Origin of the sequence: Acidovorax sp. HMWF018 (assembly GCF_003061035.1) — a bacterium.
GTDB lineage: Bacteria > Pseudomonadota > Gammaproteobacteria > Burkholderiales > Burkholderiaceae_C > Acidovorax > Acidovorax delafieldii.
Genome location: NZ_QAIM01000303.1, coordinates 7,264 through 20,207 on the forward strand (window position 1 = coordinate 7,264; position 12,944 = coordinate 20,207).

11 protein-coding genes and 2 pseudogenes are annotated in these 12,944 nt (G+C 67.8%); 4 read left to right on the plus strand and 9 right to left on the minus strand.

The features are described from left to right. Positions 1 to 67: 67 nt before the first annotated feature. Positions 68 to 1,294, minus strand: coding sequence for an alanine transaminase (alaC, locus tag DBR23_RS11320; protein ID WP_056060663.1), 1,227 nt, complete (start codon positions 1,292 to 1,294; stop codon positions 68 to 70). A 174-nt stretch (positions 1,295 to 1,468) separates the two neighbouring features. Here alaC and DBR23_RS11325 point away from each other — a divergent pair, with 174 nt between their 5' ends. After that, on the plus strand, positions 1,469 to 2,215 hold the full coding sequence (locus DBR23_RS11325; protein ID WP_108498311.1) for a haloacid dehalogenase type II: 747 nt from the start codon (positions 1,469 to 1,471) through the stop codon (positions 2,213 to 2,215). 28 nt (positions 2,216 to 2,243) lie between these two features. On the opposite strand, the gene DBR23_RS11330 is transcribed toward DBR23_RS11325, so the two are convergent. Both DBR23_RS11330 and DBR23_RS11335 read right to left on the minus strand, forming a co-directional pair. Beyond that, positions 2,244 to 3,326, minus strand: a complete 1,083-nt coding sequence (locus DBR23_RS11330) for an adenylate/guanylate cyclase domain-containing protein (RefSeq protein ID WP_108498312.1) — start codon at positions 3,324 to 3,326, stop codon at positions 2,244 to 2,246. 314 nt (positions 3,327 to 3,640) lie between these two features. After that, on the minus strand, positions 3,641 to 4,429 hold the full coding sequence (locus DBR23_RS11335) for a metallophosphoesterase (RefSeq protein WP_233250401.1): 789 nt from the start codon (positions 4,427 to 4,429) through the stop codon (positions 3,641 to 3,643). A 197-nt stretch (positions 4,430 to 4,626) separates the two neighbouring features. Here DBR23_RS11335 and DBR23_RS32260 point away from each other — a divergent pair, with 197 nt between their 5' ends. Further along, a complete protein-coding gene (locus tag DBR23_RS32260; protein WP_353937047.1) occupies positions 4,627 to 5,244 on the plus strand; it encodes a hypothetical protein in 618 nt (205 codons plus the stop codon). Here DBR23_RS32260 and DBR23_RS32265 read toward each other — a convergent pair. Continuing rightward, positions 5,190 to 5,564: pseudogene (locus tag DBR23_RS32265) on the minus strand (diacylglycerol kinase family protein); the annotation flags it as partial. The gene DBR23_RS32260 and the pseudogene DBR23_RS32265 overlap by 55 nt on opposite strands. 312 nt (positions 5,565 to 5,876) lie before the next feature. Between DBR23_RS32265 and DBR23_RS11345 the strand changes: the two are divergent. Then, the gene (locus tag DBR23_RS11345) at positions 5,877 to 6,728 is read left to right on the plus strand and encodes a phosphatase PAP2 family protein (protein WP_108498315.1); all 852 of its coding nucleotides are present in this window, start codon (positions 5,877 to 5,879) and stop codon (positions 6,726 to 6,728) included. 22 nt (positions 6,729 to 6,750) lie between these two features. Here DBR23_RS11345 and DBR23_RS11350 read toward each other — a convergent pair whose 3' ends face one another. From DBR23_RS11350 to DBR23_RS11360, 3 genes are read right to left on the minus strand one after another with little or no spacing between them, the layout of a single operon-like run. Next, positions 6,751 to 8,670, minus strand: coding sequence for a CocE/NonD family hydrolase (locus tag DBR23_RS11350; RefSeq protein WP_233250402.1), 1,920 nt, complete (start codon positions 8,668 to 8,670; stop codon positions 6,751 to 6,753). 13 nt (positions 8,671 to 8,683) lie between these two features. After that, positions 8,684 to 9,649 (minus strand): tripartite tricarboxylate transporter substrate binding protein, encoded by a 966-nt coding sequence (locus tag DBR23_RS11355; RefSeq protein ID WP_056747718.1) that lies wholly within the window; start codon positions 9,647 to 9,649, stop codon positions 8,684 to 8,686. A 25-nt stretch (positions 9,650 to 9,674) separates the two neighbouring features. After that, positions 9,675 to 10,697, minus strand: coding sequence for a porin (locus DBR23_RS11360; RefSeq protein WP_108498317.1), 1,023 nt, complete (start codon positions 10,695 to 10,697; stop codon positions 9,675 to 9,677). A gap of 199 nt (positions 10,698 to 10,896) precedes the next feature. Between DBR23_RS11360 and DBR23_RS11365 the strand changes: the two genes are divergently transcribed. Further along, the gene (locus DBR23_RS11365) at positions 10,897 to 11,817 is read left to right on the plus strand and encodes a LysR family transcriptional regulator (RefSeq protein WP_056747358.1); all 921 of its coding nucleotides are present in this window, start codon (positions 10,897 to 10,899) and stop codon (positions 11,815 to 11,817) included. Between the two features lie 119 nt (positions 11,818 to 11,936). Here DBR23_RS11365 and urtE read toward each other — a convergent pair whose 3' ends face one another. Further along, positions 11,937 to 12,629, minus strand: a complete 693-nt coding sequence (gene urtE, locus DBR23_RS11370) for an urea ABC transporter ATP-binding subunit UrtE (RefSeq protein WP_056060636.1) — start codon at positions 12,627 to 12,629, stop codon at positions 11,937 to 11,939. A 76-nt stretch (positions 12,630 to 12,705) separates the two neighbouring features. Then, a pseudogene (locus tag DBR23_RS11375) lies at positions 12,706 to 12,944 on the minus strand (ABC transporter ATP-binding protein); the annotation flags it as partial.

A 12,944-nucleotide genomic window follows, 5' to 3' on the forward strand; every position in this document is an offset into this window, starting at 1 on the left:
GGCGGCGCATGCCAATGCCGTAAGCAGTCGTTGCAACGGGTTTCAGCGCCGCCTTGCGGCGCCTTTCTCAGGCGGGTATCACCGGGGGCAGCTTCAACAAACCATCCGCCTTGAACATGGCGCGAATCCCCCGCACCGCCTGCCGAATCCGCGCCTCGTTCTCGATGAGCGCAAAGCGCACGTACTCATCCCCCTGGTCGCCAAAGCCGATGCCTGGCGACACACACACCTTGGCCTTGTCCAGCAGTTGCCGCGCAAATTCCAGCGAGCCCAGCGCGCGATACGGCTCGGGGATGCGGGCCCAGATGTACATGCTGGCCTTGGGGCAGTCCACGGCCCAGCCGGCTTCGGTGAGGCCCTTGTAGAGCACGTCGCGGCGGCGCTGGTACTGGGCGGCGATGTCTTTCACGCACTGCTGGTCGCCCTCCAGCGCAGCGATGGCGGCCACCTGCAGGGGCGTGAAGGTGCCGTAGTCGTGGTAGCTCTTGATGCGCGCCAGCGCGGCCACCAGGTCGGGGTTGCCCACCATGAAGCCCACGCGCCAGCCAGCCATGTTGTAGCTTTTGCTGAGTGTGAAGAACTCCACCGCCACGTCCTTGGCGCCGGGCACTTCCATGATGCTGGGCGCGCGGTAGCCGTCGTACACGATGTCGGCGTAGGCCAGGTCATGCACCACCAGGATGTCGTGCTTCTTGGCCAGGGCGATGACGCGCTCGAAGAAACTCAGGTCCACGCACTGCGCCGTGGGATTACTCGGGAAGCCAAAGATCATCATCTTGGGCTTGGGGTAGCTGCCGCGGATGGCCTTTTCCAGCTCGGCAAAAAAGTCCACATCGGGCGCCACGGGCACGCTGCGGATGTCGGCACCGGCAATCACCGCGCCGTAGATGTGGATGGGGTAGCTGGGGTCGGGCACCAGCACGGTGTCGCCCCGGTCCAGCGTGGCCAGCATGAGGTGCGCCAGGCCCTCCTTGGAGCCGATGGTGACGATGGCCTCGGTGTCGGGGTTGATGTCCACCGCGTAACGGTCCTTGTACCAGTGGCTGATGGCGCGGCGCAGGCGCGGGATGCCTTTGCTGGCGCTGTAGCCGTGGGTATCGGGCCGCTGGGCCACTTCGGTGAGTTTGGCGACGATGTGCGGTGGTGTGGCCCCGTCGGGGTTGCCCATGCTCATGTCGATGATGTCTTCGCCCCGGCGGCGGGCGGCGAGTTTCAGCTCGGCCGTGATGTTGAAGACGTAGGGAGGGAGGCGATCGATGCGCGCAAAACGGCGCTTGCCCTGCGATGCAGACATGCGGTGTGACTTTCACGTAAGCGCCCGGAACCGTCCGAGCGACGTGGCTGGCAGAAAGGCCAGCCCGCAGCCAATGTAGCGCAAGCTGCGGGTAGCGCTCCAGCCCTTTGTGCGCAGTGTGGCGGCAATGCCGCAGTTGGAAGGAAGGATCGCCGCCCCCTCTACGATGGGCGCATGAGCACCACCTTACCCACCAGCCCCACAGCCCTGCCTGCCGACCATCCCTTTGCCCAGGTGCAGGTGCTGGCCTTCGACATCTTTGGCACCGTGGTGGACTGGCACGGCAGCATTGCGCGCGAGGTGCGGGCACTCTATCCCCAGGTAGACGCCGATGCGTTTGCACTGGCGTGGCGCGCGGGCTACCAGCCCGCCATGGCGCGGGTGATGCGCGGCGAACAGGGCTGGACGCTGATCGATGCCCTGCACCGGCAAATCCTGGACGAGATCCTTCCGCGCTTTGGGCTGGCACACCTGGGCGAGGCGGAGCGCCACCACCTCAACCGCGCGTGGCACCGGCTCCATACCTGGCCCGACAGCGTGCAGGGGCTGACGCGGCTCAAGCAGCGCTACACCATCACCACGCTATCGAACGGCAACATCGGCCTGCTGACCAACATGGCCAAGCGCGCCGGGTTGCCCTGGGACTGTGTGTTGAGCGCCGAGGTGTTCAAGGCCTACAAGCCGCATCCCGACACCTACCTGGGCGTGGCGCGGGTGTTTGACCTGCCACCACACCAGGTGGCGCTGGTGGCGGCGCACCACGACGACCTGGCCGCTGCGCGGGGCTGTGGCCTGCGCACGGCGTACATCGAACGGCCACATGAGTTTGGCGTGGCACAGCCCAAGGATGTGTCGCCGCAGCCGGGCAACGACCTGCACGCCCAGGACCTGAACGATCTCGCCAGCCTGCTGGGATGCTGAACGGCCAGCGGTGCGGTGTGCGCGCGCGTCAGTGCGCCACCAGCAGCTGCACAAACATCTGCACCTTGGCGCGGCACTCGGCGCTGATGGAGGTGAACTCCAGCCCGGCCACCCATTCGTCGCCCTCTTGCTTGAGGGTGATGACCCGCGCATACACATCGGCCACGCGGTAGTCCACCAGCGGCAGCTCGAACTCCAGCTTGATCTCGCTATGGGGTTCCAGTGGCTCGATCAGCTCGACCAGCAGGCCGTGGTAGCCAATGTCGCGGATGGCCCCGTGCACGATGTGGGGCACCACGATCTTGTCCTGCATGCGCTGGCACAGGCAGGGCAGGCGCGCGTCCACACGGTGGCTGCGACGGAACTCCTGGCGGGGCACCTTGAGCTTGTGAGAAGGGATGGCGATCAGCTCGCGCAGGCTGACGGGCTGCGTGCGCCCCTTGACAAACACCTGCATGGGCGCAGACGCCGACACCAGCCCCCAGCAGCGCTGGTAGGTGGAGTCGCTGATGAGCACCTGGCCCCGCAGGCTCAGCGCCTCAATGCGCGACGCCAGGTTCACGGCCTCGCCGATCACCGTGTATTCGGAATACACATCCGAGCCAAAGCGCCCGGCCATCACCGTGCCCGTGTTCACGCCAATGCCCAGAAACACCTCCGGCAGGCGCTCGGTCAGGTGGGCCAGGTTCAGCTCGCGCATGGCGATCTGCATCTCCACCGCACACAGCAGCGCGCGGTCCACATCGTCGTCGCGGGCCACCGGGGCGCCGAACAGCACCATGATCGAGTCGCCCATGAATTTGTCGATGGTGCCCTGGTACTTGAACACCACCTCCGACAGCCGTGCCAGGCAGCGGTTGAGCGCCGCAATGACCACCGACGCGGGCTGTGAGCCCGACAGCGCGGTGAACCCGCGCAGGTCGGCGAGCAGGATGGTGACCTCGCGCGGCGCCACCTCCAGGCCGGTGGCGGCAGCACCTTCGGGGTTTTCCATGCCGTGCAGGATGCCCGCCATCTCGGCCTGCGCCGCCTCGCCCAGCGGCTTGCCGGTTTCGCGTTCGATCAGCGCCTGCAGGCGGCGCACAGCGTCGTGGTGGAATTCTTTGTGCATGGAGGTCTGGGGCGTGGAGCGGCCGGGTTTTTGTGGGTGGGGGTAAGAACCTGTTCAGGTTCTAAAGGCAATGCCTGCCCTTCTCCGCCCAGAATAGGCGCCGCCCCACGGCTGGTCAACCGGTGAAAACACCCCGGGCAAAGCAGCAACAGCGAGGTCAGCGGCACCTGCCCGCTATCAGCAAACCGGTGTGGGGCGTGCCAGCAGCGCCGCAGCGCTTCCCGGTAGAAGAATTGGGTCTTTTTGGCTTGTAGCGCTACATCCATATGCATCAAATGCTATCAACAACATAGCAATTGATGCGTCTTCCGCCGTCACCTGGCAGCCACCCGGTCCACACACACAAACTCGCCCACCGCGCCGTCATAGTCCCACCGTGCGGCCACCCTCGCCTGGCCGTCTGGCACAGCGCCCGATGCCTCGGTGCTGAGCACCACCAGGCTGTTGGGGCTGCCGTGCCGCAGGCGGTGCGACACCGCCGTGCCCGCGCTGCTGGCCCACAGCCCCGGCACTGGCTGTAACAGGCGCGGCTGGTGCACATGGCCGGACAGCAGCATTTGCGCGCCAGCAATGCGCCAGCGCTCCACGGCTTCGTCGGCGCGGTGGGGGCGGTGGTCGCGGTCCTCGGCGTCGCGCGCTACCAACGGGTGGTGGCTGGCCACAATGCGCCATGCACCCGGGGGTGCACGCGCCAGCAGCAGCGCCACATGCTCGATCTGGGCAGACGACAGGCTGCCGCGCTCGTGCCGCCAGGCACGCGTGGTGTTCACGCCCACCACGTAGAACGCTCCCATCTGCCGTACCGGCTCTTGGTCCATGCCGAACTGTTCGGAGAACCTTTCGTACGAACGGCCCCAGCGCATCCACCACGCAAACAGGGGCAGGTCGTGGTTGCCCGCCAGCACCAGGGTGCTGCGCGCATGCAGGCCCTGCACAAACCGCGCGGCCTGCTCAAACTGCTCGGCCGTGGCGCGCTGCGTGAGGTCGCCCGACACCACCACCATTGCCACCCCCAGGCGTTGCGCCAGCCGCTGCACAGCAGCACACACCAACGGGTCGTGCGCACCGAAGTGCAAGTCCGACAGGTGCATCAGAACAGTCATGGCAGGTGGTCGCAGGCAGTGGGCAGGCGCACGGGGGGCCCCATCATGCAGGCAGCAAGCCGGGGGCGGGGGTAATGCCGGGCGCAGGCGTGTCGGTTGCGGAGGCTGCGAAAGCGGTCTCTTCTGGTGGTGGGGTCTGCGCTGCACCATCGCGCACCAGCGGGCTCGGTGCCACCAGCCACAGCGGCCGCGCACTGATGCGGAAATGCAGGGGCGGCGCCATCCACTCCCGCTCGCCGTCAAACGCCACCTTGACCTGCGGGGGCCGCCAGCTGGCGGGCGCCACGGTCAGCTCGGCACACGCCATGCTGACCACCGCGTTGTCCTTGTCGAGCTGGCCGGTGGCCGCGTTCCACACAGTGCGGGCGATGGCCCAGCGCCCCTGGGGCTTGAGCATCACCACGGCCAAGTGCCCGCCGTCTGCCACCTTCTGCGCCTGCGGCAGGCCCATGCGGTCCAGCTGCAAGGGGTTGTTGCCCACAAACAGGGTGGTGACCAGATGCTCCTCCTGCTGCGCCTCGGCGCCCTGGTGCGTCTTCATCACCACGCGCCAGCGGCGGCCCGATGCGGGACGAAACAGGCTCCACACCGCCGCCGCTATGGCCACCCAGCGCTTGCGGCCAAAGCGGCGCGATGCCATCTCGCGGTCGGCCAGCATCTTGGGGTACAGGCCCACGCTGGCGTTGACCACAAACATGCGGCGGTTCACAAACCCCACCTGCACCGGCCGCAGGTCCCCGGCATGCAGCGCCTGCAGCAGGTCCTGCACGGCGGTCTCGGGGTCCAGCGCCAGACCGTGCTCGCGGCTGAAATAGTTGAAGGTGCCCATGGGCACCACCCCCAGCGGCACCCCGGCGCGCAGCGCGGCCGACGCCACCGCGTTGATGGTGCCGTCACCCCCGGCGGCCACCACCAGTCCGCCATCGTCCTGCGCGGCCTGGGCGGCTTGCTCGGCCAGCTGCACGATGTCGGCGCGCCGGTCAGGCACGTGCCACACGACGTCGTGCGCCTGCAGGGCAGGCACACCTTCGAGCTTGGCGCGCAGCAGGTCCAGGTCGGCACCTGGCCGCCGTGGCACCACCAGATGGATGGGGCCACGGGGCTGGGGAGGGAGGGCGTGTTCCGAAGGTGTCATTCAAAAACTCTGCAACAAACAAGAGCAACCCCACACCGCGCTGAGCCAATCGCAGCGACCGGGCGAGCCCGCAGGCCCACACCACACCATGAGCGCCAACACGGATTGCAGGGCACTCCATGGTGACAAACGGCTGACCCCCGTGCAGCCGGTAGCCACGCCTACCCTTTGTCAGCCGGCTCCGACAGCGGCAGCGACGATGCAATACACCCACCATGCAACGGGATGCTGGGAACTTCGGTACAACCCACGGCTTCTCTCCAGGGGCCGCCCGCCCTGCAGGTGCATCCGAAGAAAGGACCCACTATCTCCATGACCACAACCTCCAGCGCTTTGGCCGCCACCGACATCGGCGCCCTGCTGGCGCAACACCCCCTGGGCTGGTGGATGGCTGGCGTGCTGTCGTTTGCCCTGCTGGGTAGCGTCGCCTTGACCGGCTTGCGCCGCCTGCGACAACACGCGGGCGCCCCGCTGGGTCGCATGTTTCCGGCGCAAGCGCGCTGGGTGTTGGTGGCCGCCATGGCCGCATCGGCCTGCACGCTGGCTCTGGCAGGTGCCGTGCTGGCAGAGCTGGCCGAAAGCGGGCGCGCCCCGGGCACCTGGGGCGCACTGGACGACGCACTGGCCGCAGGCCTGCAAGCACAGGCATCCGCCGCCGTGCTGCAATGGTTTGCCACCCTCACCCACCTGGGCGACACCTGGGTGCTGACCGCGCTGGCACTGGGCGTGGCAGCCCTGCTGTGGCTGCGTCGGCACCGCCTGCTGGCCACTGGCTGGCTGGTGGCCATGGCGGGCAACGGCGCGTTGACCAAGGTGCTGAAGCGTCTGTTCGAGCGCGTGCGGCCCGAGCACACGCACGGCATCGCCGAGGCCAGCGGTTACAGCTTTCCCAGTGGGCACAGCAGCGCATCGATGGTGGCCTATGCCATGCTGGCCTACCTGGCCACGCGGCTATTGCCCCGCGCCTGGCACCTGCCTGCGGTGGTGCTGGCCGGCGCGCTGATCTTCACCACCGGCTGGAGCCGTGTGGTGCTGCACGTGCATTACGCCAGTGATGTGCTGGCAGGCTGGCTGCTGGGCGGCACGTGGATGGTGTGCACGGTGCTGATCATGGAGAGCGTGTCGCGCTGGCGTGGCGCGGCGCCCCCGGCGACGCGCCGCTGAGCCGCCGCCCGGGCGCCCTGGGTCACCGCGCGGGGGAGTCCTCGGCAGACGCCATGGGCTGCATCGGCAAGACCACACAGGACGCACGCCCCGGCCCCATGTGCACGGTGTTGAACGCCACCACCCGTGGCCCCGCACTGCCCTCCGGAGCGCCGGTGTTGGGGTTGACGTCGAACCGCGGGAAGTTGCTGCTCGAGATGTCGAGCCGTATCCGATGGCCTCGACGGAAGAGGTTGGATGTGGGCATGGGCTCGATGGTGATCTCCACCACCTCGCCAGGCGCCATCAGCCCCGGCTGCTCCCACGAGTCGCGGTAGCGGCAGCGCAGGATGCCGTCGGTCAGGTTCATCGCATACCCCTCGGGGTAGTCCTCGCTGGGCGGGTACTGGTCGATCAGCTTGGCCGTGAAGTCGGTGTCGGGTGCGGTGGACGACACCCACAGCGCGATGGTCACCGGGCCGGTGATCTCCACATCGCCGTCGAGCGGCGGCGTCTGGAACACCAGCACGTCGTCCCGGCCCGCCAGCGGCCCGAACGGCGCCTGCGCACCGAACAGCCCGTCGTGCGTGCGCTGGTCGTAGGCACCGGCCACCATCAGCGGTTCGCCCGAGGTGACGGAGCCCCCGATGGTGGGTACCGGCCTTGCGGGGTCGAAGCAAAAACCGGCCTGGGCCTCGGCCTGCGGTACGGACTGCGACAGCAGCCCGCCCGGCGCGAGGTACCAGGGCACCGGCGTGGTCGCCGGTACAGGCCAGCGGGCCGCGCTGCGCCAGATGCCGCCATGGTCGAGCCGGCCTTGCGGCGTGCGCCGCCCCGTGCCCCCGCCCATGCGGAAGTAGCGCACGGCATCGTCCTGCCCCTCGGGCAGCGGCTGCCCGCGCAGCCAGTGGTTGAACCACGCGAGCCGCATGTGCACGTAGTCGGGAGCGAGCGTGCCATCCAGCACCGCATCGCGGCCGAAGTCCACATCGCCCGCGTACGGCACGCTGCGCTCGCCATGCGTCCAGGGGCCCAGCACCATGCGCACGTCGCCCTGCCCGCGCTGCGAGAGCCCGAGGTAGTTGTCGGTGGTGGTCTGCGCATAGGGGTCCCACCAGCCGCACATCAGCATCACGGCCACGCCTTCGAAGGCGCCATAGTGGCCTGCCGCATACAGCTCGGGCTGGCGCCAATGGTCGTCGAAGCTGCCGCGCTCCCATTGGCCGAAGAGATAGTCCTCGTACTCGGGCGCCCACTGCAGCGGCGAATCGCCGCGCGTCCAGGGCAGGCGCAAGAACCATTCGCCGATGTCTGCCTGGTCGAGCGCCTGGCGGGCGGCGTCGCTCAGGCTGTTGCTGCCGCTGCGCGCATTGCGCAGGGCCCACACGGCCTGCTTGAGCTCGAAAGCACCCCCATGGCGGATGCCGCCCCGGTAGGCATTGGCAAAGCCGCCGCATTCGAGAAACATGGCCTTGAGCCCGGCGGGCCGCTGGCTGGCCAGCGCCGTCTGAGTGTGTGCCGCGTACGACAGGCCGTAGGTGCCCACGGCGCCGTTGCACCAGGGCTGCGCCACGATCCACGCCATGGTGTCGGCGCCGTCGTGGGCCTCGCCCAGGTATTTGGTGAACTGCCCCTCGGAGTCGAAGCGGCCCCGGCAGTCCTGCACCACCACCGCGTAGCCCTCGCGGGCAAACCGCTCGGCCACCTCGCCGCGCCGCAGGGGTGCGGGGTTGGCGGCGGTGCGCTCGCGCCGGGTGGGTTCGTCTTTGCCGTAGGGTGTGCGCTCCAGCAGCACCGGCAGGGGGCCGGTGTGGCCGGTGTGGCCGGTGTGGCCGGCCGGCAGATACACATCGGTGGCCAGGTGCACGCCGTCGCGCATGGGCACCCGGCGGGTGTGCCGCACCACCCCGCCCACACCGGCCGGGGCGGCAGACGGCGCCATTGAATTCATCATCGTGGTCATGGAAGGTCCTGCCTCAGTCGAGCTTGAGGTTGCGGTCCTTGACCAGCTTGGCCCAGCGCGCCGTGTCTTCCTGGATGAAGCGGCCGAGCTCCTGCGGCGTGGTGGGCGCGGGCTCCGCACCCTGCGCCACCAGCGAGGCGGTCACCTCCGCATCGGCCAGCGATGCGCGCAGCACCTTGCTGATTTTTTGCACCGCCTCCGCCGGCGTTCCGGTGGGCGCGAACAGGGCGTACCAGATGTCGTACTCGAAGTCCTTGAGGCCCGCCTCGGCCATGGTCGGCACCTGCGGGAAGGCGCGCGAGCGCTTGGCGCTGGCCACCGCCAGCGGCACCAGCTTGCCCGCCTTGATATGCGCAGCCACGCTGGGCACCGCATTGATGCCCAGCTGCACATGCCCGCCCGCCAGCTCGTTCACCGCCGGGCCGCCGCCCTTGTACGGGATCTGCACCATGCGCGTGCCGGTGGCCGCCTGGAACATCTCCATCGACAAATGCCCCGGACTGCCGTTGCCGCTGGTGCTGTAGTTCAGGCCGCCAGGGTTCTTGCGCGCCAGCTCGATAAGCTCCTGCACCGTGCGAACCTGCAGGCTTGGGTGTGTGGTGAGGATGGGCACGTTGACCACCACCCGCCCCACCGGCACGAAGTCGCGCGACGGGTTGTACGTGAGCTTGCTGGACAGCAGCGGCGCCGTCACCATGCCGGAACCTGCGCCCATCAGCAGCGTGTACCCGTCGGCCGGCGCCGAGGAGACCGCCTGGAAGCCGTGCGCACCGGGCCGGTTGTCGATGACGACAGGCTGCCGCCACTGGTCCGACATCTTGCGTGCCACCACACGCATGGCCGTGTCCGCAGCTGCCCCTGCTGGAAACGGAATCACGATGCGCACGGGCTTCTCGGGGAACTCGGCCGCGCCCGCGATCAGCGGGTGGCACAGCATGAAGGAACACAACAGCGCGAGCGTTTGCGGCATGCGGGACATCCAGGGAATCATGCGGTGCTTGTTATCAGAAATCATGGCGAACTCCCGCGCCAATGGCGCGCACGGACACATTGCTGCGGCTCGAATCGACGCCGTCGCGGTCGATGAAGGCCTGCAGCTCGGTGCGTTTGGACAGAGCATAGGTATAGGCTACCTGCTGGCGCTTGCGCAGGCCGCGCAGCGACGCCTGCACATCGCGCTGCATCACGTTGACCACGATGGCGTGCTGGCCAGCTGAAAAGCGGGTGCCCACCAGCCAGTAGTCCACATCGGCGCGGGTGGTGGCCGACGTCCTGGCGTAGGTATCACGGCCCAGCAGCACATAGGGCTCGATCGCGCCAAAGTCGTAGCGTACGCCGGCCTGCCATTTGCTCGAGAACTCGTTGGCCAGCAGGCCACCCGGGCGCGTGTCCTTGCCGTAGCCGATGCCTGCCGACCAGGGCCCGTCGGCATAGTTGAGGCCCAGGTCCAGCGACTTGGCGCCGTTTTCCTGCTCGGGCGTCTTGGCATCACCGCGCAGGTAGTAGCGCGCCCGCAGGTTGACGCCGCCCCAGGTGGGGCTTTGGTAGCCGATGGCGTTGGACGTGCGGTTGCGCGCGTTCAGGATGGAGGTGCCGATGGCCGTGGCCCCGGCATCGTTGGCGGCGAACGAGGTGATGCGCGTGACTTGCGAGTACAGCGGCGAGCCGGTCGGGTTGGCGGAATCGAGCCGTCCGAGCGCCACCGTGCCCAGGCTGCCGCGCAAGGCGGCATAGCTGTTGCGAAAGGCTGGCGTGGTGGCGGCGCCGGAGTCGGCTTCGAGCCCCATCTCCAGGCCGAACAGGGCGGCCAGGCCGTCGCCCAAGTCCTCCTTGCCGCGAAAGCCCAGGCGGGATGCGTTGTCGCGCTCTTCAGTCACGGAGCCGGCGTTGCCGGTCTTCACGTTGTTGACGGTGAGCCGCACCTGGCCGTAGACCTGCAGGACCTGCAGGTCCTGTGCGGCAGCGGGCCCAGCAGCCGAAACGGAAAGGCCGCAGGCGGCCAGCGCGAAGGGAAATGAGCGCCTCATGAAATCTTGCTCCTTGAAGGGGTGGTGCCAGGTTGGCTGATGACGCCGCCGATTCTGTGGAGCGAGGTGCTCGGCCACAACGCTATGACGAACGCTGATGACCCTATGCAATAGACCGCAGGTTTGCGCTGTCGTGGCAGCAGTGCAAAGATGCAGGCTGGCTGCCTGCATACCCGAACGTCTGCCCCTTTTCCACCCCATGAACTTCAAGCAACTCGAGGCCTTCCAGGCCATCATGCTCAGCGGCTCCACCACCGGCGCGGCCGAGCGCATGGGGCTGTCGCAGCCCGCCATCAGCCGCTTGCTGGCGCAGCTGGAGGAGGACCTGGCCCTGCGTTTGTTCGTGCGCGAAAAAGGCCGCCTGAGCCCCACGGCCGAAGCCCATGCGCTGCTGCACGACGCCCAGGTGCTGATGGACTCGGCGCAGTGCTTTCGCCGCCATGCCGAACAGTTGCGTCTGGGCGGCTTCAAGCGGCGCCTGCTGAAGGTGGCGGTGCCCAGCACGCTGGCCACCACGCTCATGCCGGTGCTGGCCAAGCGCTTCATGCAGGCGCACCCGGACGTGGTGCTGGAGGTCCTGTCAGGCTCGTACAACGACACGGAGCGCGCGCTGCTGAGCCGCGATGCGGACATCGGTCTCGTGCGCCTGCCCATGGAAATGCAGGGACTGAGCACCCGCGCCAGCCTGGACTCCGAAGCCGTGTGCATCATGCCCCGCGGCCATGCGCTCGAAGGCCTGGCAGAGGTCAGCCCCACCGACCTGATCGACGTCAGCCTGATCCTGCTGGGGCGCCAGCGGCAGATCCGCCACGACATCGACATGGCCTTTCGCCAGCGGCGCGTGCAGCCGCGCGTGGCGCTGGAGGTGCACTCCATCAGCGAGGCCTGCGCCCACGTGGCCCAGGGGCTCGGGGTCTCGATCGTGAACGCCTTGCTGGCGCAGCACTGCCCGTACGAGGCGATCACGTCGCGCCCGTTCAGGCCCCGCATCGCCTACCAGCTGGGCATCGCCACGGTGAACAACGCACCGGCTTCGCCGTTGCATGACACCTTCACGCGACTGCTGGTGGAGGCGATGGAAGCACCTTCCCCCGCCGTGGCATTGCCTTCAGCTCTCTGAAACTGGCACGCCCCTCGCTAATGCACCCGTGGAACTGGCCCCGCCAGGCCACCGGGTGCGTCCCCTCCCGCGCAGCGAGAGACGGGGCAGGCGACCCAGGCGACTCAGGGGGTGCGCTCTTAAATCGCCACGAGGTTGCGAATGCCTTTGGCCTCCATCTCGCTACCTGGCCCGCGGGCAATGACTTCGCCGCGCTCCATCACCAGGTACTCATCGGCCAGTTCCTGCGCAAAGTCGTAGTACTGCTCGCACAGCAGGATGGCCATTTCTCCCTGGTCGGCCAGCATGCGGATCACGCGGCCGATGTCCTTGATGATGCTGGGCTGGATGCCCTCCGTGGGCTCGTCCAGGATGAGCAAACGCGGGCCGGGGGCCAGCGCGCGGGCAATGGCCAGCTGCTGTTGTTGCCCGCCCGACAGGTCACCGCCCCGGCGCTTGAGCATTTGCTTGAGCACAGGGAAGAGTTCGTACAGGTGTGCAGGCACCGGCGTCGATCCGCTTTTGTAGGCCAGGCCCATGCGCAGGTTTTCTTCCACCGTCAGGCGGCCGAAGATTTCGCGGCCTTGCGGCACAAAGCCGATGCCTGCGCGCGCCCGGTCGTAGGGCGTGGCTTTGTCGATGGGTTTGCCGTCGAAGCTGATGCTGCCGCTCTTGATGGGCACCAGCCCCATGAGGCTTTTGAGCAGCGTCGTCTTGCCCACGCCGTTGCGGCCGAGCAGCACGGTGACCTTGCCCGGGGTGGCGGTGAGGCTCACGTCACGCAGGATGTGGGAGCCGCCGTAGTACTGGTTGATGTTCTGGACGGTGAGCATGGTGACTTGGGGTGTTTTGGGCCGCTAGCGCTAGTTCAATATGCGCCGGCAGCTATATTTTTGATAGTGAATACTTTCACCGACCGAGGTACACCTCGATCACGCGCTCGTCGGCCTGTACCTGGTCGAGCGTGCCTTCGGCCAGCACCGAGCCATCGCACAGCACCGTCACCTTCTCTGAGATGGTGCGGATGAAGCCCATGTCGTGCTCCACCACCATGAGCGAATGTTTGCCCTTGAGCGTGAGGAACAGCTCCGCAGTGCGGGCAGTCTCTTCATCGGTCATGCCGGCCACGGGTTCGTCCAGCAGCAGCA